The 21,555-nt window shown below is 35.5% G+C and carries 20 protein-coding genes; 7 read left to right on the plus strand and 13 right to left on the minus strand.

The window, feature by feature from the left end:
* The first annotated feature begins 35 nt into the window (after positions 1 to 35).
* Positions 36 to 1,334: an aminopeptidase P family protein gene (locus B5X62_RS01510; RefSeq protein ID WP_079665619.1), complete on the plus strand. Its 1,299-nt coding sequence runs from the start codon at positions 36 to 38 to the stop codon at positions 1,332 to 1,334.
* A gap of 51 nt (positions 1,335 to 1,385) precedes the next feature.
* Here B5X62_RS01510 and B5X62_RS01515 read toward each other — a convergent pair whose 3' ends face one another.
* From B5X62_RS01515 to B5X62_RS01530, 4 genes are all read right to left on the minus strand, one after another.
* Positions 1,386 to 1,610, minus strand: a complete 225-nt coding sequence (locus tag B5X62_RS01515) for a (4Fe-4S)-binding protein (RefSeq protein WP_079665620.1) — start codon at positions 1,608 to 1,610, stop codon at positions 1,386 to 1,388.
* A gap of 85 nt (positions 1,611 to 1,695) precedes the next feature.
* Positions 1,696 to 2,610 (minus strand): TIGR01777 family oxidoreductase, encoded by a 915-nt coding sequence (locus B5X62_RS01520; protein WP_245797107.1) that lies wholly within the window; start codon positions 2,608 to 2,610, stop codon positions 1,696 to 1,698.
* Between the two features lie 3 nt (positions 2,611 to 2,613).
* On the minus strand, positions 2,614 to 3,438 hold the full coding sequence (locus B5X62_RS01525; protein WP_079665622.1) for a CvfB family protein: 825 nt from the start codon (positions 3,436 to 3,438) through the stop codon (positions 2,614 to 2,616).
* A gap of 65 nt (positions 3,439 to 3,503) precedes the next feature.
* Positions 3,504 to 5,300 carry a TonB-dependent receptor plug domain-containing protein gene (locus tag B5X62_RS01530; RefSeq protein ID WP_079665623.1) on the minus strand — a complete coding sequence of 599 codons (1,797 nt, stop codon included), beginning with the start codon at positions 5,298 to 5,300 and terminating at the stop codon, positions 3,504 to 3,506.
* Between the two features lie 395 nt (positions 5,301 to 5,695).
* Between B5X62_RS01530 and uvrA the strand changes: the two genes are divergently transcribed.
* Positions 5,696 to 8,482, plus strand: a complete 2,787-nt coding sequence (gene uvrA, locus B5X62_RS01535) for an excinuclease ABC subunit UvrA (RefSeq protein WP_079665624.1) — start codon at positions 5,696 to 5,698, stop codon at positions 8,480 to 8,482.
* Between the two features lie 82 nt (positions 8,483 to 8,564).
* On the opposite strand, the gene B5X62_RS01540 is transcribed toward uvrA, so the two are convergent.
* The 3 genes from B5X62_RS01540 to pyrF form a co-directional block, all read right to left on the minus strand.
* The gene (locus B5X62_RS01540; RefSeq protein ID WP_079665625.1) at positions 8,565 to 8,846 is read right to left on the minus strand and encodes a GNAT family N-acetyltransferase; all 282 of its coding nucleotides are present in this window, start codon (positions 8,844 to 8,846) and stop codon (positions 8,565 to 8,567) included.
* 11 nt (positions 8,847 to 8,857) lie between these two features.
* Complete coding sequence (locus tag B5X62_RS01545; protein ID WP_079665626.1) at positions 8,858 to 9,256, minus strand: OsmC family protein; 399 nt, start codon at positions 9,254 to 9,256, stop codon at positions 8,858 to 8,860.
* Positions 9,257 to 9,459: 203 nt separating this feature from the next.
* Entirely contained in the window at positions 9,460 to 10,818 is a 1,359-nt protein-coding gene (gene pyrF / locus B5X62_RS01550; RefSeq protein ID WP_079665627.1) for an orotidine-5'-phosphate decarboxylase, read from the minus strand.
* 186 nt (positions 10,819 to 11,004) lie between these two features.
* Here pyrF and B5X62_RS01555 point away from each other — a divergent pair, with 186 nt between their 5' ends.
* A complete protein-coding gene (locus B5X62_RS01555) occupies positions 11,005 to 11,769 on the plus strand; it encodes a TIGR02757 family protein (RefSeq protein WP_079665628.1) in 765 nt (254 codons plus the stop codon).
* A gap of 255 nt (positions 11,770 to 12,024) precedes the next feature.
* On the opposite strand, the gene clpP is transcribed toward B5X62_RS01555, so the two are convergent.
* Together clpP and dnaG are read right to left on the minus strand one after the other, a co-directional pair.
* Entirely contained in the window at positions 12,025 to 12,708 is a 684-nt protein-coding gene (gene clpP / locus B5X62_RS01560; protein ID WP_079665939.1) for an ATP-dependent Clp endopeptidase proteolytic subunit ClpP, read from the minus strand.
* A 67-nt stretch (positions 12,709 to 12,775) separates the two neighbouring features.
* Positions 12,776 to 14,698 carry a DNA primase gene (dnaG, locus tag B5X62_RS01565; protein ID WP_079665629.1) on the minus strand — a complete coding sequence of 641 codons (1,923 nt, stop codon included), beginning with the start codon at positions 14,696 to 14,698 and terminating at the stop codon, positions 12,776 to 12,778.
* Between the two features lie 173 nt (positions 14,699 to 14,871).
* Between dnaG and tsaE the strand changes: the two genes are divergently transcribed.
* The 4 genes from tsaE (at position 14,872) to B5X62_RS01585 (ending at position 17,911) form a co-directional block, all read left to right on the plus strand.
* Positions 14,872 to 15,279, plus strand: a complete 408-nt coding sequence (tsaE, locus tag B5X62_RS01570) for a tRNA (adenosine(37)-N6)-threonylcarbamoyltransferase complex ATPase subunit type 1 TsaE (RefSeq protein WP_079665630.1) — start codon at positions 14,872 to 14,874, stop codon at positions 15,277 to 15,279.
* A gap of 60 nt (positions 15,280 to 15,339) precedes the next feature.
* A complete protein-coding gene (locus B5X62_RS01575) occupies positions 15,340 to 16,536 on the plus strand; it encodes an alanine dehydrogenase (RefSeq protein ID WP_079665631.1) in 1,197 nt (398 codons plus the stop codon).
* A gap of 9 nt (positions 16,537 to 16,545) precedes the next feature.
* A complete protein-coding gene (locus tag B5X62_RS01580) occupies positions 16,546 to 16,917 on the plus strand; it encodes a hypothetical protein (RefSeq protein ID WP_079665632.1) in 372 nt (123 codons plus the stop codon).
* Positions 16,918 to 17,062: 145 nt separating this feature from the next.
* On the plus strand, positions 17,063 to 17,911 hold the full coding sequence (locus B5X62_RS01585) for a prephenate dehydrogenase (RefSeq protein ID WP_221405204.1): 849 nt from the start codon (positions 17,063 to 17,065) through the stop codon (positions 17,909 to 17,911).
* A 61-nt stretch (positions 17,912 to 17,972) separates the two neighbouring features.
* Here the strand turns inward: B5X62_RS01585 and B5X62_RS01590 are convergent, their stop codons facing one another.
* The 4 genes from B5X62_RS01590 to B5X62_RS01605 all read right to left on the minus strand — a co-directional run bounded on the left by B5X62_RS01590 (position 17,973) and on the right by B5X62_RS01605 (position 21,471).
* Positions 17,973 to 19,391, minus strand: coding sequence for an L-serine ammonia-lyase (locus B5X62_RS01590; protein WP_079665634.1), 1,419 nt, complete (start codon positions 19,389 to 19,391; stop codon positions 17,973 to 17,975).
* A 66-nt stretch (positions 19,392 to 19,457) separates the two neighbouring features.
* Positions 19,458 to 20,102, minus strand: coding sequence for an alpha/beta hydrolase (locus tag B5X62_RS01595; protein ID WP_079665635.1), 645 nt, complete (start codon positions 20,100 to 20,102; stop codon positions 19,458 to 19,460).
* Between the two features lie 83 nt (positions 20,103 to 20,185).
* Positions 20,186 to 20,755, minus strand: a complete 570-nt coding sequence (locus B5X62_RS01600; RefSeq protein ID WP_079665636.1) for a YceI family protein — start codon at positions 20,753 to 20,755, stop codon at positions 20,186 to 20,188.
* 137 nt (positions 20,756 to 20,892) lie between these two features.
* Positions 20,893 to 21,471: a hypothetical protein gene (locus B5X62_RS01605; protein WP_079665637.1), complete on the minus strand. Its 579-nt coding sequence runs from the start codon at positions 21,469 to 21,471 to the stop codon at positions 20,893 to 20,895.
* Positions 21,472 to 21,555: the final 84 nt, after the last annotated feature.

Consider the following 21,555-nt stretch of genomic DNA (forward strand, 5'->3'; position numbering starts at 1 on the left):
AATTTTAAATTTAATACCGAAAATAAAAATAGAACATGACTACAAAATACGACAGAATTCCTAATACCTTGTTCATCAAAAATCGTAAAAAATTTGTCTCTCAAATGAAGCCAAATTCGATAGCGATTTTTAATTCTAACGACATTTATCCTATCAGCGCAGACTCTACACTAGCTTTTCAGCAACACCGCGACATTTTTTATCTTTCGGGTGTTGACCAAGAAGAAAGCATTTTGTTAATTTTCCCGAATGCTTACAAAGAAGAGTATCGCGAAATTCTATTTGTTAGAGAAACCAACGATCATATTGCCGTTTGGGAAGGTGAAAAATTGAGCAAAGAAGATGCAACGGAAGTTTCTGGAATTAAAACCGTGATGTGGTTGTCAGAATTCGAAAAAGTATTTTACGATTTGATGGCGGAAGCAGAAAATATTTATTTAAATAAAAACGAACATTATCGCGCGGCTGTTGAGACACAAACGCGTGAAGATCGCTTCATCGAATTTGTAAAAAAACAATATCCGCTTCATACAATTTTGCGCAGCAATCCTATTTTGCAACGTTTAAGAAGTATCAAAGAACCTGAGGAAATTGCTTTGATTCAACATGCTTGTGACATTACAGAAAAAGGAATTCGCAGACTTCTTGGCTTTGTAAAACCTGGCATTTGGGAATATGAAATCGAAGCTGAATTGGCGCACGAATTTATAAAAAATAGAAGTCGTGGATTTGCCTACACACCAATTATCGCAAGCGGAAACAATGCGAATGTTTTGCATTATATTTCTAACAATATGCAACTGAAAGACGGTGATCTTATTCTATTAGATGTCGGCGCAGAATACGCGAACTATTCATCGGATTTAACGCGTACAATTCCCGCAAATGGAAAATATACGCCTCGCCAAAAACAAATCTACAATGCCGTTCTTAATTGTAAAAAAGAGGCTGAAGATCGCTTGATTGCTGGAAATAATTGGCATAAATTCCATAAAGAAATGGGCGAAGTCTATACTTCTGCTTTGTTAGATTTGGGATTAATTGATAAAGCGGATGTCCAAAATGAGGATCCAAAATGGCCAGTTTACAAAAAATACATGATGCACGGGACATCGCACCACATGGGACTTGACACGCACGACTATGGACTTTTGTCAGATGATTTCGTGGCAGGAATGGTCTTTACCAACGAACCTGGATTCTATATTCCAGAGGAAGATTTTGGTGTGCGACTTGAAGACGATTACGAGATCCAAGCTTCAGGAAATCCGAAAAATTTTATGAAAAACATTCCTATCGAAGCCGACGAAATCGAGTCTTTGATGAATTCTTAGATTAAAAAACAACAAAAAAGGCTCTCAAATTTGAGAGCCTTTTTATTATTTCTATTTTGAATTATCTTCTATAACATAAGCCAAAGCACCAGAAGGGCAAGCATTAATTTGTGCAATTAATTCTTCCTTTGTCGCATTTTCTGGTTTAATCCAAGGTTTGGCTTTGGGATCATAAACTTGGGGAAGTGACTTTACACAAACTCCTGCATGTTTACATTTACTTGGCGTCCATAACACCGTAATATCTTTGTTGTTAGTATATCTTTTAGTTTCCATATCAATTTTATTTATTATTTAAAGTTATGCAAATTTGAGATAACCGAACTTTTTTAAAATTACTTTTTTTAAACCTAAATTACTTCTACTTCAAAAGATCTTTCAGAGCATCTTCTAATTTTGGAAACTTAAATTGAAATCTTTGTTTTAAAATCTTTTCCGATGAAACGCGACTTCCTTTTAAGATTAAATTCGCCATTTCGCCAAACATTATTTTTAATCCAAAAGCTGGCACATTCGGGAACCAAAGTTTCTTTTTAAGTTGTTTCGCAACAGCTTTCGTTAAATCTTTATTGGTGATATGCTCAGGCGTCGCCGCATTGTAAGCGCCAGACATTGTATTATCCTCGATCGCTTGCAAATACATCTCACACATATCATCGATATGAATCCATGGTACATATTGTTTTCCACTTCCTAAAGGCGACCCCGAATTCTTTGCAATCGGTTCTTTTAATTCCGCCAAAAGTCCACCTTTATCGGACAAAACGCCAGAAGTTCGCAACATGACCACTCTATCTGCAACATTCTTAAAATCCTGAGCTTTTTTCTCCCAAGCCTGACAAACTTTACCTAGAAAATCATCGGCAGGCGAATCTGTTTCAACAAAGATTTTATCAGAGGTTATTGCACCATAATAGCCAACCGCCGAAGCAGAAATAAAAGCTTTAAGTCTAATATTTTGCTTTTCTATTTCAGCTTGGATAATGTCCGCAGAAATTACACGACTATCTATAACTAATTTTTTGTAAAACTTTGTCCAACGCATCGCAATAGGTGCACCCGCAAGATGTACAACATACTCAACGCCATCCAAAGCACCATCTTCGATAGAATTATTATCGTAATCTAACTTAAAAGCTTTGTAAGGACTTTGTTGTTTTTCGTCATCGAATCTTACCAAAACATGAACGTCATAGCCTTTAGAAACGAGCAATTCGCACAATGCAGAACCTATTAAACCTGTTGCACCAGTGACAAGAACTTTAGATTTCATCATCAATTATAGTAATCGGATTTTATCATCTTCGATTTCGATTATTTTGTCTTTATAAAGACCGCCAATCGCCTTCTTGAAATTCTTTTTACTCATCTGCAATTCGTCTTTTATCTCTTCTGGAGAAGATTTATCCGACAAATAAATCAAACCGTAATTGTCATTTAGTTTATCAATAATTTTTTGTTTGAACTCATCAATATTTTCAAAACCTTCCGGTTGTAAAGACACATCAATCTTACCATCTTCACGAATCGCTTTAATATAACCTTGCTCCGTAGAAAGTGGATATAACTTTTTATAAACGTCAGAAGCGTAGATTAATGCAATATATTTTTTATCGATGATAACATTCCAACCCAATTCGGATTCACCAATCATTAATAAATCGACTTTATCACCTTTTTTAAATGGTAAATCTGTGTATTGCGGATTACGTTTAAACTTGGTTGTACCCGTAATTCTACCACTTTCTTCATCGATATAGACGTAAACGATATAACGTTTGCTTTCAAGAATTTTCCCTTTCTGTTGTTTGTAAGGCACGAACAAATCTTTGATAATTCCCCAGTCCATAAAAGCACCACTTGGCAAACTCTGCACACAAGTCATCACGGCAAATTCGTCCACTTCGCATAAAGGCGTTTCGGTTGTCGCTTTTAGTTTGTCATCATCTTGATACACAAAAACGTCAACATCTTGATCAACTTCTAAAGTCGAATTAACTAGAATCTTAGATAAAAAAGCTTTCTCACCTAATTCATCTATCAAAATGTAACCTGAATTATTAACTTCTGAAACCTTTAGCGTCTGGAATTTTCCTACTTGCATTGTAAATATTTGTTGCAAAATTAAGTAAAATAAAAACATCCGCCTTAATGACGGATGTTGTGTTTCTAAAACTTATTTTTAAACGTAAATCCTAGCATAAACCAACGACCTGGCATTGGCACAAGGCTCGTTTCGGAATATTCAGCATTCGTAATATTGTTGACTAAAAGATAAATATTAAGCTTATCAGTCTGATAATTTAACTTCGCATCTAGAAGATTATAACTTCCCAAAGCGATTCTCTCATTGTAACGATAGACAACTTCTGTCCCGAATCGCCAATATTTTGCTTGTAATTTTGCATTGAATTGATGACGAAGATTATCTAAAACATATTTGGAAAAGGCTTGATCTTCACGATTAATTTTGTTATCCAAATACGTATAACCAACTGATACATTGTTAACAATCCAATTAAATTTTTGAGCAACTTCGGTTTCAAAACCTAGTGTTTTTACATTGCTAATATTTTCGGCGCGCCAAATAGCAGCCAACGAATCCTTCGTCCAGTCAATGGCGTTATCCGTATTTCTACCGAAACCGCTTACTTTCAATAGAGAATTTGCACGTTGATATTGATAGCCAATTTCATAATTCCATGCATTTTCTGGTTTCAAGTTAGGATTACCAGTTTCGGTTTTACTAACATAATAAAGATCTGTGTAAGTAGGGATACGATTGGTTTTAGCTACATTTCCGTAGATTTTGTTGTGGTCATCAAGATTATATCCAACATCTAAACCTGGATAAAAAAAGTTACCAGTCCCTGGATAATTCGCCCAACTTACACCTGGGATAATGTTAAGTTTTTGATTTAACAAACTAATGTGATGTTCAAAAAAAACTTGCGTGATAAAACGCTCTCTTTCGCCTAGATTATTACTGCGAAGCGCTTCGTTACGGAACTCGACGCCCAAACCAGATTTCCCCAAACTTGACACGTAAGACGTATTCAACTCACCACCAATATTGTTACCAATATGCATGTTACGATAGATTTCGGGCTTAACACGGTTAAACAAATACATATCTTGTCCTCTTCTCCAATACACATTGGCGTTGACTCCAAAATTTCCAAAAGACTGATCGTAAGACGCACTCACCAAAGATGTTTGTGTCTCTTCGTATTGATCCTTGGCTAATGGTGACGAATAAAATCCATTTGCACCAAATTTTTTCTCTGTAAAACCAGCTTGCATTTTGAAGTTTGCATCTTTAATTTTAAACTGATTTTGATACCAAACATTTTGTACATCGGAATCTGTGTTAACACGATAACCTGCAGATTCTGCTTTACCAACTTGAATAAAATTTCCGAAATTTTCGTTTCCAAAATCGGCAGAAGCGCCAAGAGACCAAGTTTTGAAATCGCCACCTGCAGCATTTATTTGATAAGCATTGTCTTTACCAACATTGGTGATAATATTAATGACACCTCCGTAAGCATTTTGTCCAAAACGTCGTGCTGCAGGACCTTTTATAATCTCAACACGATCGATACTCGCCATATCAAAAGGAAGATTAAACGTGTTATGTCCAGTTTGCGCATCATTCATTTTGATACCATTTATCAGAACCAAAACCTGCTCGAAAGAGCTACCACGAATACTAAGATCTGTTTGTACATCATTCATCCCACGGCGACGCATATCCATCCCAGTGAAATATTGTAGCAAATCAGCAACGCTTCGTGCTGGTGATTCTTGAATTTGTTTTTTAGAAATAACCGTAATATTTTCCGCAACTTTAGTAATTGGAGTTGAAAAAAATTTTCCTTTTACGACGACTTCTTCTATGTCTTGCTGTTGTGCCGAAAAAAATGCACAAGACAACGCAAAACCCGATAACAAAAGCTTTTTCATAGTTTTTTACAATTTTACGGAGGCAAAGCTATGCAATAAATAAAAAAATCAGCAACAAAAAATAATTTATTTTAAAATTAAGTTAAATTTTTCCTTTAAAACACTATTTTAAATAAAAAAAATATTACTTTTACATTTCAAAACAAAACAATATTAACACACAACATTATCCTTTGTTAATATGTTAACAGAAAAACGAAACAATTTTCTTCATAAGAAATTGCTATATTTTAAGTTATCACTTGAGCAGTAATTTATTTTACTGCTCTTTTTACTTTAATAAGCTGTTTATAAATTAAGGCTAAAATTTTCAAACGATTTCTAAATAAACATTAACAAAATATCTAGCTGAAAAAAACGCATTTTTTCGTAATTTTGTGGGTCTTAATTTTGATATGGCTACAACTGCAGAAATCGATATAAAAAAACAACTTTTTGTTAAAAACGCACATCTTAACAATCTGAAACACATTGATGTTTTAATACCAAAAAACAAACTCATTGTGATAACAGGTGTTTCGGGAAGCGGAAAATCTTCGCTAGCTTTCGACACGATCTACGCGGAAGGTCAACGCCGTTATGTTGAAAGTTTGAGTTCTTATGCGCGACAATTTTTAGGAAAATTAGAAAAACCAAAAGTTGACGATATTAAAGGTCTTGCGCCATCTATCGCGATTCAGCAGAAAGTTATTTCGTCAAATCCGCGTTCTACAGTTGGTACATCGACGGAAATCTATGATTATCTAAAGTTGTTGTACGCCAGAATTGGCCATACTTTTTCACCAATTTCTGGTGAAGAGGTCAAAAAAGATTCTGTTACCGATGTTATCGATTTTATTAAGGCTTCAAAAAAAGACACAAGTTTTATCTTGATGGCGCCTTTGCAATATGAAGTTGACAACTTTACCGAACAATTAAAAACTTTGAAAGTTTCTGGTTTTACACGTTTGGAAGTTGGCGGAAACCTTGCCAGTATTGAAGATTTAGAAAGTTTTGGTTTTGTACCAGAAGCGGATACGGAGATATTTTTGGTCATCGACCGTTTCAGTTACGAAGAGGACGAAAACTTCTTGCAACGTTTGGCGGATTCTATCCAAATGGCGTTCTATGAAGGTCACGGACGTTGTCTCTTGAAAAATACAGAGAATAACGAAGTTCGAGATTTCTCTAATAAATTTGAGCTAGATGGCATCGATTTTAACGAACCGAATGTTCATTATTTTAGCTTTAACAATCCTTATGGCGCTTGTCCAACTTGCGAAGGTTACGGTAAAATAATTGGCATTGACGAAGATCTTGTCATTCCAAATAAAAATCTTTCGGTTTTCGAAGATGCTGTTGCGCCTTGGAAGGGCGAAACGATGAGCGAATGGAAACGTTCTTTCATTAAAAAAGCAAAAGACTTCCCTATTCATAAGCCTTATCATCAACTCACAAAAGAGCAAAAACAATATTTGTGGCGTGGTGACAAGTCTGCAAGTTTCCCGAGTATTGATAACTTCTTCAAAATGTTGGAGGAGAATCTTTATAAAATCCAATACCGTGTGATGTTGTCGCGTTATCGTGGTAAAACGACTTGTCCGACTTGCGAAGGTCTTAGATTGCGTGAAGAAACGTCTTGGGTAAAAATCGATGGACACAATATTCAGTCTTTGATAGAATTGCCTTTGGATGAGCTTTCACCAATTATTGAAAGTTTTAAATTATCAAAATATGACGCCGAAGTCGCAAAACGTCTTCTATATGAAATAAAATCTCGAATCGGATTTTTATTAAAAGTTGGTTTGGGTTATCTTAACCTTAACAGAACGTCCAACACGCTTTCTGGTGGCGAAAGTCAACGTATTAATTTGGCGACAAGTTTGGGAAGTTCGTTGGTTGGATCCATTTATATTTTGGATGAACCGAGTATCGGTCTTCACTCTCGTGACACCGAAAATCTCATTGAAGTTCTAAAAAATCTTCGCGATATTGGCAACACGGTTATCGTTGTAGAGCACGATGAAGACGTAATGCACGCTGCGGATTACATTATCGACATTGGTCCAGAAGCTGGTTATCTTGGTGGCGATTTGGTATTTGCTGGAAATTATAAAGATTTGAAAAAAGCTGATACTTTAACGTCTAAATACCTTAATCACGAACTAAATATTGAAGTCCCGAAAAAGCGTCGTGTTCCAAAAGAGTTTATCAAAATAAAAGGTGCGCGTCAAAACAATCTTAAAAATATTGATGTTGATGTTCCGTTAGAAGTTTTAACCGTTGTAACGGGCGTTTCCGGAAGTGGAAAATCAACTTTGATGAAGGAAATCCTAACCAACGCTGTGCAAATTCAGTTGGGAATGGGCGGCAAAAAAGCCGATTACGACAGCGTTGAGTTTCCAAAAAAGTTGATTAAAAACATTGAGTTAATCGACCAAAATCCGATCGGAAAGTCTTCACGTTCTAATCCCGTAACTTATCTAAAAGCTTATGACGACATTCGTGATTTATTTTCGAAACAAAAATCGGCGTCGTTAATGGGATTAAAACCTAAGCATTTCTCCTTTAATGTGGATGGCGGACGTTGCGACGAATGTAAAGGCGAAGGTGTGATTACAGTGTCCATGCAATTTATGGCGGACATCGAATTGGAGTGCGAACATTGTCACGGCACACGTTTTAAAAGTGAAATTCTTGAAGTTAAAGTTGACGAGAAAAGTATTTCGGATATTTTAAAAATGACGGTTGACGAAGCTATTAACTTCTTCACAGAATTGCAAGAATCTAAAATTGTACAAAAGCTAAAACCATTACAAGAAGTTGGACTTGGTTATTTGCAACTGGGACAGTCCTCTTCTACCCTTTCTGGTGGTGAAGCGCAACGTGTAAAACTTGCGTCTTTCCTAGTAAAAGGTGTTACGACGGACAAAACTTTATTTGTTTTTGACGAACCGTCGACGGGATTACATTTCCATGATATTAATAAATTGATGAAATCTCTGCAAGCTTTGATCGAGCTTGGACATTCGGTGATTGTGATTGAACATCAACCAGACATTATAAAATGTGCTGATTATATTATCGACATCGGTCCAAATGCTGGAAAACACGGTGGCGAAGTAGTTTTCACCGGAACGCCTGAAGATTTAACCAAGAATAAAATATCGGCAACCGCAAAGTACATCGCTGAAAAACTTTAAGTTTTCATGAAGTTTTAAAAATAATAAAGGCTTTCAGAGTTTTGAACTCTGAAAGCCTTTTTATTGATAAATAGTCTTATTTTTACGCTAAAACGTCTTGCAATTCTGTATGTTTCTTGAACATTGCACTTGCAAAAGGACAAAGCGGAATCACTTTTTTGTTTTCTTTTCTTGCGAAATCTACGACTGCATTTAGAAGATTCATCCCGACACCTAGACCGTTGTAAGCTTCTTCTACACCTGTATGATCGATGATAAATTTATCTTCTCCTGCCCAAGTGTAAGTCATTTCGCCCGCATGTTTGCCATCGATAAAAGCTTCGAACATTCCGTTTTTTTCGTTGTTTTGTTGTTTGATTTCCATTTTTATATTTTTTATTTGAATTCTGAATTTATTGTAATTGAACCTTCCAAAATCTTGTGAACTGGACAAGCATTCGCAATATGCTGAAAACGCTTCATCTGATCTTCCGGAATATCAGTTTTCGAAAATCGAATACTTCTATTAAGTGTCGTTTTCGTTTTGTCATCGCTATCAACTAAAGTCACATCAACAAAAATTTCGCCAACGTCCCAAGTTTTTCTCTCAGCATACATTTTCAGCGTAATGGCTGTGCAACTCGCCAAAGACGCTGCAAGAAGTTCTGTTGGTTTTGGTGCTAAATCTTTTCCTCCTTTGTCAATTGGCTCATCAACGATAATCTCATGATTTCCCGTTGTGACTTTGGTTAAATAAAGTTCGGTTCCTATTGTTGCAGTTACATTAACATCCATGTTGTTTTATTTTTTACAATATTAAGATTATGATTCCACATCCCAATTGATGTGAGATAAGAATTAGCTTTTCCGTTCCAAAACAAAAGCGAGACTATTTTTAAAGTTTACTCTTTGCAAAAAATATTGAAAGTCTATATTTAAAACAAAAAACAGTTATCGAAAATCTCGATAACTGTTTCTGTATTTTAAAAAAGATAATTTTACAAAGCCTTTTTGTAAGCTTCCCAACCTGCCATTTTGTATTTAACAGCTTCTTGTTCTGGATTTTCAGCTTTATAAATACCACGTCCAACGATGATAAAATCCGTATGGTAATTATTAATCACTTTTTCTGGTGTGTTATATTGTTGGCCTTTGCTATCGCCAGCATCAGAAAGATTAACGCCTGGCGTCATCAAAATCAAATCGTCTGGGATTTCGTTTTGTGCAACACAAGCCATAACATTGGATTGATTTTCGATAATCTTCATCGCTTCTTCACGATAATGCGCATCTGTCAAAGTACCTTTAGAAGACATCCCCAAAATCGCTACGACGCCAACATTATGGAAGCCATCGAGACTTGCACTTCCACCAATTACTTGCGCCGTAACAAGATCTGCCCAGTTAGAAATCTTGTACATTCCGTATGAAAATTGCAATTCTTGCGTGTTACCAATATCCGCAAATTTGCGATCTTCCATTATTAAGAAATTATGTTTTTGCGCTAAATCTTTTAATGGTAAAATCGTAGAATCTGCATCAAAATCTGTCAAAATATCGATATGCGTTTTAAGCGCAACAATGTGCGGACCAACCATATCAGCAAAATCTAATAATTCGCGTGTTGACAAAATATCAGCCGAAGCGATAAGGTTAGAATTCTTTTCGATAGCGATTTCCAAAAGGCGTTTCGCCATTGGATGCTCTACTTTTTCTAATTTATTCTCGTAAGAAATTTTCTTTTTTTCTTGAAACTGAACTTGGTTTCCGTTTAAGAAATCATTGATTCTAGCGACTTCCTCATCAGTAAGACATTCAATTTCCTTCAAAATCTTTACAACTTCCGAAATCGTAAACAGCGTATGAACTTTGTAACCTTTGGCTTCTAATTTCTCTTTTCCACCTTGTTCTCTGTCTAATACTACAACAATATCGGCAACTTTTAAACCTTCATTTTCAACTTCTTCGATAGTTTCGACAAGCGATTTTCCTGATGTAATCACATCTTCCACCAAAAGACAGTTATCACCTTTTTTGTAAATTCCTTCAAGAAGTTTTTTAGTCCCGTAAGTTTTAGCTTCTTTTCTTTTGATAATCAACGGAATGTAACTTTCCAAAGACATCGCTGTCGCCATCGGAAGCGCTGCGTAAGGCACACCGCAAATCACATCAAAATTATCTAATGGCAACATATCCAAAAGATAGTTGGCAAGATTTTTTAAGATTTTTGGTTCCGATGCCAAAGGACGTAAGTCAACATAAAAAGGGCTTTCGATACCGCTTTTTAATGTAAATCTTCCGAATTTGATAATGCCTAATTTGTAGCATTCTAAAAAGAATTCTCTTTTACTTTCCATTTTTACTTTTCACTTTCTACAAAGTTAAAATTTAATTTTCAATATTGTAATTTTGCACGGTCAGAAATTGAATTTTTAAACATAAAATTTCTCACAAGGCTTTCAGAGTTTAAAACTCTGAAAGCCTTAATAAAAGCAATATCTCATAGTACAGTCTCTGACAAAAAATTTAATATAAATTAAAAAATGCTTCAACAAGACATCATCGATCTTCTTAACGAAAAAGCTGACTTTTATAATAATACATCATTCATTGAGAATGATCCCATCCAAATCCCACATCGTTTTGACAACAAGCAAGACATAGAAATTGCTGGTTTTCTTTCGGCAAGTATTGCTTGGGGAAATAGAAAAGCGATTATCAAAAATGCAGATTTGATGATGGAACTTACGGAAAATTCACCGTATGATTTTGTTTTAAATTTTAAAAATTCAGATTTAGAGAAGTTTCCAGACAAAGCGGCGCATCGTACTTTTCACATGGAAGATTTTAAATATTTCCTGAAACAATTCCAAAGAATTTATCGAGAACACGAAAGTTTGGAAGATTTATTTCTTTTAAAAAATGATGAAACCAACTTCTATCACAGCATTGAACGTTTTAGGAAAGAATTTTTAAAAGAAGAACATCGTGCTCACAAACATGTAAGTTCGCCTTACAAAAACTCTGCATCAAAAAGGATTATGATGTTTTTGCGTTGGATGGTTCGCGAAGATAATCGTGGTGTCGATTTCGGAATTTGGAAGAATATTGACCAAGCTTATCTTTCGATTCCGTTGGATGTTCACACCGCTAACATTTCGAGAAAACTAAATCTTGTCACGCGAAAACAAAACGACTGGAAAACTTTAGAAGAATTGGATTTGGTTTTGAGACAACTTAATGCAAAAGACCCAGCAATTTATGACTACGCTTTATTCGGACTTGGCATCAGCAAAGAGTTTGAATAAAAAAAGAAGTGATTCTTTAGAAACCACTTCAATAGAAAGACATCTCATTTTGTTTTAGTTAGTACCTATAAAAAAAAGAGACGGCTACCCAGCCATCTCAAAATGTATCAAATTAAGTTTAGTAATATCGAAAATATGTCTTGCCAAACGTATCATTTCCATTATTTCTAGACTAAAGATATAAAATAATTCAATAAACAAGATGAATTAAATGTTAAAAAATAAAAAAACTCAGTTCACACTGAGTTTTTTATGTTATTTAGCGATTTTTCTTTCCAAAACCTCATCGACCATTCCGAAGCCTTTAGCTTCTTCCGACGTCATCCAATAGTCTCTGTCAGAGGCTTTTTCTACCCAATCGTAAGTTTGACCAGAGTGTTGAGAAATAATATCGTAAAGTTCTTTCTTCAACTTCAACATCTCTCTAAGGTTAATCTCCATATCCGAAGCTACACCTTGTGCACCGCCACTCGGTTGGTGAATCATCACGCGAGAATGCTTAAGTGCAGAACGTTTTCCTTTTTCACCTGCAACTAATAATACTGCACCCATCGATGCCGCAATACCTGTACAGATTGTAGCAACATCTGGCTTGATAATTTGCATCGTGTCGTAGATTCCTAAACCTGCATAAACACTACCTCCTGGCGAGTTGATGTAAATCTGAATATCCTTAGATGGGTCAGAACTTTCTAAGAATAACAACTGAGCCGTCACAATATTCGCAACTTGGTCGTCAATTCCTGTTCCCAAAAAGATGATTCTGTCCATCATTAATCTTGAGAAAACGTCCATCTGTGCCACATTCATACGACGCTCTTCCATAATGTACGGTGTCAAATTAGTAGGATTGAACATTCCCATATATTGGTCGGTTGCAAGGCCATTGATACCTTGATGCTTCACCGCATAATCTCTAAATTCTTTTTTTAAGTCCATATAAATTGGTATTTTTTTCGAGTTTGTATTTGCAATTTCTGTTCCTTTGCTAAAGTACGCCATTCTGTCATAAAATCCTATACAACATGGCGTCTAAGTGGTTGCGAAGTTGAGAAAGTTTCACGATTTTAAAATAAATTTCTTCCTTTTCGTCTTCAGTTTCTAAAGCTTTTTTAAGATCCTCAATAATCTTCATGACATATTCTCGTTTGTAACGCAAAATTGTGTCACTAACCATTTTGGGAACAACTTCTTCTTCGCTGCTAAAATAAATATTAAACTTCGCCCAGTTGCTAGTTTCGTAAGGATTAATCAGCGTATCCGCCATTTTACCAGAAATATCTTCGTCCATTAATTTAAAGAAAAACGAACTCGATCGTAATTCATCTTCTTGAAGTCCAGCTTTTATTTCGTCAACGATTTTTTGATTGATTTCGGTTTGCAATTGACAATCATCTTCTTCTAAATGTTGAATAATCTCTTCAATCACCGATATTTTGTAAGTTTCGCCTTCTGCATCTTTTCGTTCGATAACAACATCCCCAAACTTCATCATCAACTCAATTAGTTTTTCTTCTAAAACAAAAAGCGGACTGATTTTGCTATCAATATTAGCAACAATCTCTAACTTTTGTTCAGGTTGCGCAATTTGAGGTCGTGGACGATGTTCCTTATCTTTATAATCTTTTTGAAGTTGTAATTCGTTAAACAAATTCTGTTCGCTTAACTTAAATTTGTTCGCAACTTCTTTTAAATAAATTTCTTGTTTAAGACCATTAGTCACAAAAGCTACAGATTTTACAATCTCACGAATTGCTTCTGCTTTTTTAATTGGGTCGTTATCGGTATTTTGGAAAAGTATTTCTGCTTTAAAATCGATAAAATCCTGTGCATGTTTGTGAATAAAATCTTCAACATAATCTTGTGGATGTTTTCTCGAAAAACTGTCTGGATCATCACCATCAGGGAATAACAAAACGCGAATATTCATCCCTTCCGACAACAACATATCAATACTTCGAAAACTCGCTTTAATCCCCGCAGCATCACCATCAAACAAAATCGTCACATTCTCCGTAAGACGTTTAATTAACTTGATTTGCTCGACTGTTAACGCCGTTCCACTACTTGCAACAACATGCTCAATTCCGGCTTGATGAAGCGCAATAACGTCCATATAGCCTTCCACCAAAAGACAAAGATTCTGCTTAGAAATCGCTTGCTTGGATTGGAAAAGTCCGTAAAGAACATTGGATTTATGGTAAATTTCGGTTTCTGGCGAGTTGAGATACTTTGCTGTTTTGATGGTATTGTTAAGAATTCTACCTCCAAATCCTAAAACTCTTCCCGAAAAACTATGAATCGGAAACATCACACGTTCACGAAAACGATCAACACCTTTTGGTGCGTTTTCAGGAAAAACTGAAAGCCCTGATTTTTCGAGAATATCTTTGTCATAACCTTTGGCTAAAGCATATTCTGTAAAGGCATCTTTCTTCTCTGGCGAATAACCAAGCTGAAATTTTTTAATGATATCCTGACGAAGTTCGCGCTCTCTAAAGTACGAAAGTCCAATCTGTTGACCTTCTTCGGCATCCCAAAGTTGCTCAATAAAAAAGTCATTGGCAACTTCATGAATTTTATAGATTAAATCTTTTTGATCGCGTTGTTGCTTTTGCTCAGGCGACATTTCGACAATATCTTCCTCAACAGGAATGCCATATTTTTTCGCTAAATGTCGTAAAGCTTCGGGATAAGAAAAACCTTCTAATTCTTTTAGAAATGTGATAACACCACCACCTTTTCCCGACGAAAAATCCTTGAAAATTTGCTTACTTGGTGATACGATAAAACTTGGCGACTTCTCATCAACAAAGGGACTCAGACCTTTTAGGTTAGAGCCAGCGCGTTTTAGTTGTACATATTCGCCGATGATTTCTTCAATGCGGGCCGCAGAGAAAATTTTATCTATAGTTTCTTTAGTAATCAAATCCTATGAGTCATATTTATATAGATTAATCTATACGTTTAAGATGCAAATTTACGCTTTGAATTGAGATAAAAGTAAAGGATTTAAAATAAATGCATTTTTAAGCTTCCATAAAATCTATATAATTTTTTATATATAAAAAGTAGGTGTAATTTTACAAAAATTTTTGAAAGATGGAATTCAAGATTCGAAGTATCGAAGAATGGCAAGAAGTTGTTGATTATGTAAAATCCAAATTGGACAGACCAATCCTTTTATTAAAGGGAAATTTGGGTGCTGGTAAGACAACTTTCTCGCAACAATTGGTTTATGCTTTAGGCAGTGACGACGAAGTAAGCTCGCCGACCTACTCTATTGTTAACGAATATAATTCTCCGAACGGAAAAATATTTCATTTTGATCTTTATCGATTAAAAAACATTGAAGAAGCTTATGATTTTGGCATCGAAGAATATCTTGATAACGCTTATCTCTGCATTATTGAGTGGCCAGAAATCTACGAAAGCGAGCTTCTACCTGAAGAATTCCACGAAATGCAAATTACCAACACGGACGAAGAAAGGATTATTAATTTCAATTAATGATATAATAAGCAAGTTGATTATATTTGTATCTTTAATCTAATAAAAATTGCAGACTGCATGAGTCACACTTCTACCATATTTACGCCCTTTAAAGAGGAAGAACTTATCCCAAAAGAGGAAAAGCTTGAGGTTGTACGCAAAGGAAAAATGCATAGCATTGGTATCCCAAAAGAAATTAGCCTTTCCGAAAAGAGATTATGTTTAATCCCTGATGCAGTGCAAGTCCTTGTGCAAGCGGGACACAAAGTTGTCATCGAAAAAGGTGCTGGCGAAGGTGCGCATTACACAGATTTGCAATATGCAGAAGCAGGTGCTTTAATAGTTGATAATCCGCAAGAGGCTTTTATACAAGATATTATTCTTAAAATAAATCCTCCAACATGCCAGGAAATTGATTATCTAAAACCGAATACTTATCTTATTTCGGCTTTGCAGCTTAATCTTCGAGACAAAGATTATTTTGTAAAATTATCTGAGAAAAAAATAAATGCTATCGCTTTCGAATTTATCACCGACGAATATGAGCAACTATCGCTTGTTAGACTAATTGGTGAGATTGCAGGAAGCGTTTCTATTTTATATGCGTCAGAACTTTTGGCTCTGTCAAGTGGTTTGATGTTAGGCGGAATCACAGGCGTTCGTCCAACCGAAGTTGTCATTATCGGTGCTGGTATCGTTGGCGAATTTGCGACTAAAGCTGCAATCGGATTAGGCGCTAATGTTCGAGTTTTTGATAATTCTTTATCGAAACTTAGACGACTACATTCTATTGTTGATCATCGTGTACCAACTTCTATTATTGATCCTCGCGAATTAACAAAAGCGGTACGTCGTGCTGATGTTGTGATTGGCGCGTTACCAAGACTTAACCTTCCACCAGTTGTGACAGAAGATATGGTTTTAAAAATGAAAAAAGGTAGCGTGATCATCGATATTACTGTGGACAACGGAAAAGCCATTGAAACTTCTGAATTGACGAGTCTTGAAAATCCTTTCATTATAAAACATGACGTTGTACATTGCGGACTTCCGAATCTAACAGCGAGAATGCCAAGAAGTACGACCAAAGCAATTAGCAACTTCTTCCTAAGTTACATCCTTGGTTACGACGAAGACGGCGGTTACGAGAATATGCTACTTAGCAAAAAAGAGGTTAAACAAAGCCTTTACATGTACAAAGGTCGCCACACAAAATTGGTGATTTGCAAAAAATTCGATTTACCATATCACGACATTAACTTGTTGATTTTCTAAAAATAAATAATGCTCAAAAAACTTAAATTCTATCTTATTGGATTTCTTCCAGGACTTATTATTGTCTTTTTCATTTTAAATAAAAAAGGGGCGAGTTGCTCTTACTTCCCTAACGACAGGGTTATTGGAGAAAGTATGACCAAAGAAGTATCCATCCCAACTGCTTTGAAAGCGCAACTTGCGTCACAAAATATCGATACTAAATATCTGAAAGATTCCATTATTGCAAAAGGAACAATTGACTTTGACAAAAGCCAAGCGCAAAAGCAACCTTTCCCAGAATATTATATGACGTCGCCCGAAAAGAATCCAAAATACGAATTGACTTACGAAAAGACAAAAGATTCTGTGGTGATAAAAACTTTTAAAAAATTAAACTAAAATTTGAAAGTCTTTTCATAGCTTTGCAACAATGTTTAACCAAGCAACATATTATTACGAATTAACAACCTAGCCTAGGATGGAGATTTCGTATGCAATATAATAACCTCGTCCTAGGACGGGGTTTTTTGTTTTTAAAATTAAAATTATGACAATAGGACTTATTGGTGTCGGACTTATCGGCGGATCAATGGCTTTAAAATTAAAAGAAAAAAACTTTGCACAAAAAATCATAGGCTTTGATAAAAGTGAAGTCCATCTTTTGATGGCGAAAGACCTTAATATTATTGATGAAATCACGACTTTTGAAAATCTTGTTCAGGATTCGGATTTAATAATCATCGCTTTACCCGTTGAAGCTACAAAAGTTGTTCTGCCAGAAGTTTTGGATAGGATTTCGGATAAAACCGTCGTGATGGACGTTGGATCTACGAAACAAGAAATAACTAACATCGTCGAACAACATCCGAATCGTAAAAACTTTGTGGCAAGTCATCCCATGTGGGGAACCGAAAACAGCGGTCCAAAAGCAGCAACTTCCGAAGCTTTTAGCAATCGTGCCGCTGTTATTTGTAATCATGAAGATTCTTACGATTTCGCGGTGGAATTGGTGAAGCAAGTTTATGAAAATTTAGAAATGAACATCCTTTACATGGACGCTGACAAACACGATGTTCACACCGCATACATTTCGCACATTTCGCATATTACGTCTTATGCTTTAGCAAATACCGTTTTGGAAAAAGAACGTGAAGAAGATACTATTTTCCAGTTGGCAAGTTCTGGATTTTCGAGCACGGTTCGTCTTGCAAAATCGCATCCAGAAATGTGGGTTCCGATTTTTAAACAAAACAAAGAAAATGTTTTGGATGTTCTTAATGAGCATATTTCCCAATTAAAAAAATTCAAATCCGCTTTAGAAAAAGAGAACTTCGACTTTTTGGAAGAACTTATTGTTAATGCTAATAGAATACGAGGCATTTTGGATAAATAAAAAAACCGCAAATTCGATTTTATAAACATTAATCAAATTTGCGGCTTCTGTATTTTTTATTTTAACATTCTGGCACGTTAACTGCGACCGCTAAACCACCTTCAGAGGTTTCTTTGTATTTAGAATTCATGTCCAAAGCTGTTTCCCACATCGATTTGATCACGTGATCTAACGAAACTCTGGCTTTGCTAGGATCACCTTCCAAAGCCAAATTAGAAGCGGTAATGGCTTTAATAGCGCCCATCGAATTACGTTCAATACAAGGAATTTGCACGAGACCGCCAATCGGATCACAAGTCAAACCAAGATGATGTTCCATGGCAATTTCTGCAGCCATCAAAACTTGTCCCGGCGTACCACCAGAAATTTCTGTTAAAGCCGCAGCAGCCATCGCAGACGACACGCCAACTTCTGCCTGACAACCGCCCATCGCAGCAGAAATGGTTGCGTTCTTTTTAAATAAAGTTCCGATTTCGCCAGCCGTTAAAATAAATCTGATAATATCTTCTTCTTTATTAAATTCTGTAAAGGTCTGTGCATACATCAAAACTGCAGGAATAACACCACTTGCACCATTGGTTGGTGCGGTGATAATTCTACCAAAAGCAGCATTTTCTTCGTTAACAGCTAATGCGAAACAACTAATCCATTTGGTTATCGAATTGAAAGTCTTCTCCTCCTCGCAAACCATCTGGAACCATTGGTCCATATTTTTATAGATTTTGGAACCGAGAAGTTTTTCATTCATTTCGGAAGCGCGACGCGTTACATTAAGACCACCAGGAAGAATTCCTTTTTTGTTAACGCCTTTGTAGACGCACTCTTTAATATTCTTCCAAATTTCTAAAGCTTGTTGATTGGTCTCTTCACGACTTCTCCAAGATTCTTCATTTAGATAAATTAAATCTGAAACTCTAGTTAAATTTAGTTGCTCAATATATTTAAGAATATCACTTCCGTGATGGCAAGGATACAACGTACGAACACACATTTCGCTGTAAGTGTTGTCTTCTTTAGTCCCAACAAAACCGCCACCAAGCGAATAATAATCCTGACTTAACTCTTCTCCATCGTTGAAAACCACTTTGAAAATCATTCCGTTTGGATGAAAGTCAAGCGTTTTTTCTTTATTTAAAATTAAATGATGTCCGTAGATAAAGGTTAATGGATGTTCGCCACCAAGATTAAGAATTTGCGTTTCCTTAATATGCGCAATTTTTTCATCAATTTTTGTTGTATCGATGGTTTTAAAATCTTCACCAGAAAGTCCCAACATCCCAGCAATGTCTGTTCCGTGGCCAATTCCCGTTTTTGCAAGCGAACCAAAGAATTCTACAAAAACTTCTTTAACATCAGAAAGTTTTCTGTCTTTTTTAATAAGGTTCAAAAACATCTCTGCCGCGTTCCAAGGTCCCATTGTATGCGAGCTTGACGGGCCAATTCCAACTTTTATAATTTCAAAAACACTGATCGATTCCATTCAATAAAATTAGGGCTCTAAAGATACTATCAATTTACAAATTAAAAAGTCAATATTCAAATTTTGTTAAGATTTGAAGACTTCCAGCAAAATTGCTGATACTTCTTTTGGTTTTGTCGCTGGGAATAAATGGGTTGCATTTTTAATAACGAAATCGGGTTTCGAATTTTTAATCGGAAAAACAATGTCTTTATCTGCCATGACTTGGATAATGTTGGGTATTTTTTGGAATTTCCACTCCGAAATTTTCTCGATTGACCATTTGAGATAATAAGGATGTCGCACTCGGAAATAGTTATTAATACGAGGATTTTTGGGATCGAATAACTTTCTTAAAAAAGAATAAACCACCGCCGAGTTTTCATTAAAAAAACGTTCGGGCACCAATCTTGGGATTTTAGTAAAACCTCCCAATTTTATAAGTGGTGACTTTTCTTCATCGCTGCGAATACTTCCGAGAATTACAACTTTTTTGGCAGGTTTAAGATGATGAATTTCTTGTACCATAATCCCACCAAAAGAATATCCCAAAAGATAAAAATCTTCTGCATCGTCGATTCTGTCCGCCATTCTTTTAACATAATGCGAAAACTCTTCTTGATTTTCGGGAATTAACCAATCTAGAAATTCGACTTCGATATCGTGGTCAAAAGTCAATTTTTCTAAAACGGTAAAATCGGCACCAAGGCCACTCACAACATATAACTTCATAATCAAAACTACTATCAAAAGTAGGAAACAAAAAAAGAACAGACAAGCTGTTCTTTTTTAAATATTCTTAAAGTTTTAGCAAATTATTTTGCAGTTACTTTAACTTTCATGTCGATATCGTCTTTAACCAAAACGTCAGCCATAGATGATTTGTAAGCTACATCAAATTTTTGACGATCAAAGCTAAATTTATCAGTAACGATAGATGCTACACCTTTGCTAACACCAACTTTTGCTGGGAAGCTGATGGCGTTAGTTTTTCCTTTTACAGTTAAGTTACCAGTGATTGTAGAATTCCAAAGTTTATCAGAATTTGGTTTAACCGCAGTAATTGTAAATTCAGCTGTTGGGAATTTTTCTACCTCGAAGAAGTCACCATTCTTAAGGTGGCCATCCAACTTAGCTTTTGTTTCTGCATCTTTAACATCTGTCGCGCTAATGGTCGTCATATCTAATACGAAAGTACCACCAACAACTTTATTATCTTTAACAACGATGTTACCAGATTTCACATTAACCGTCCCATCATGAGATGATGCTTGAGATTTTGCGATTTTGTAACCCCACCAATGTACATCAGATGCTACTACTTTTTTAGTTTGTCCAAATGCTAAACCTCCAATCATTAAAGCAACTAAAGCTAATTTTTTCATTTTTTTAATTATTTAAAATTTTATAGTGCAAACTTAGCCATAATCATTCTAAATAAAAATTGATTTATGGTAAGAAAAACACAATTACAAGAAAAAGCCCATCCGAAGACAGGCTTAATAAGATTATAATAGATTGATTAGTTCCCTAACGGAATATTGTACGATACACCTACACCTACAGAACCAGCATTAAATTTTTGATCTGCAACTTGTCCTTTATCACCTGTAAATACTTTTGTATAATGTGCAAAGAAGTTCCAGTCTTTGTTATGGTAACCGATTTCTGGTTTTAAATAAAATCCACCATCAGGTCTTTTTGCATTGTACGCAGCATTGTCAGTAACATTATCATCGCCAACAATGAAACCGTAACCTAAGTCAGCACCTAGATAAAATCCATATTGCTGAGGATAAATTCTAAATAATGCTGCTACAGGAACTACCCCGAAGTCATTATTATCAACTTTAACATTGTTAATAGTCGCAGACTTTCCGAAGAAGTGGTTATAACCTGTCGCGATACCCAAACCAAATCCTGGCGTTACTAAATTTTGATAAGAAACATCTAATCCTACATTAGCGGACGTGTTACCTCCAGTAGAAACACCACCGTTAACACCGACTTTAAGCATGTTATTCATATCTGAATTTTGTGCGAATGTCATACCTCCTGCTAATACACCTATTGCTAATATTGCTTGTTTTAAAGATTTCATAATTCAAATTTTTTCGTTTTACGAGAAACAGACTTGAAAAATCTATGCCAAAATAATTTTAAAGCTCGCAAACACCCATCAAAT

The organism is Soonwooa buanensis, assembly GCF_900167905.1.
In the GTDB taxonomy this organism is placed as follows: domain Bacteria; phylum Bacteroidota; class Bacteroidia; order Flavobacteriales; family Weeksellaceae; genus Soonwooa; species Soonwooa buanensis.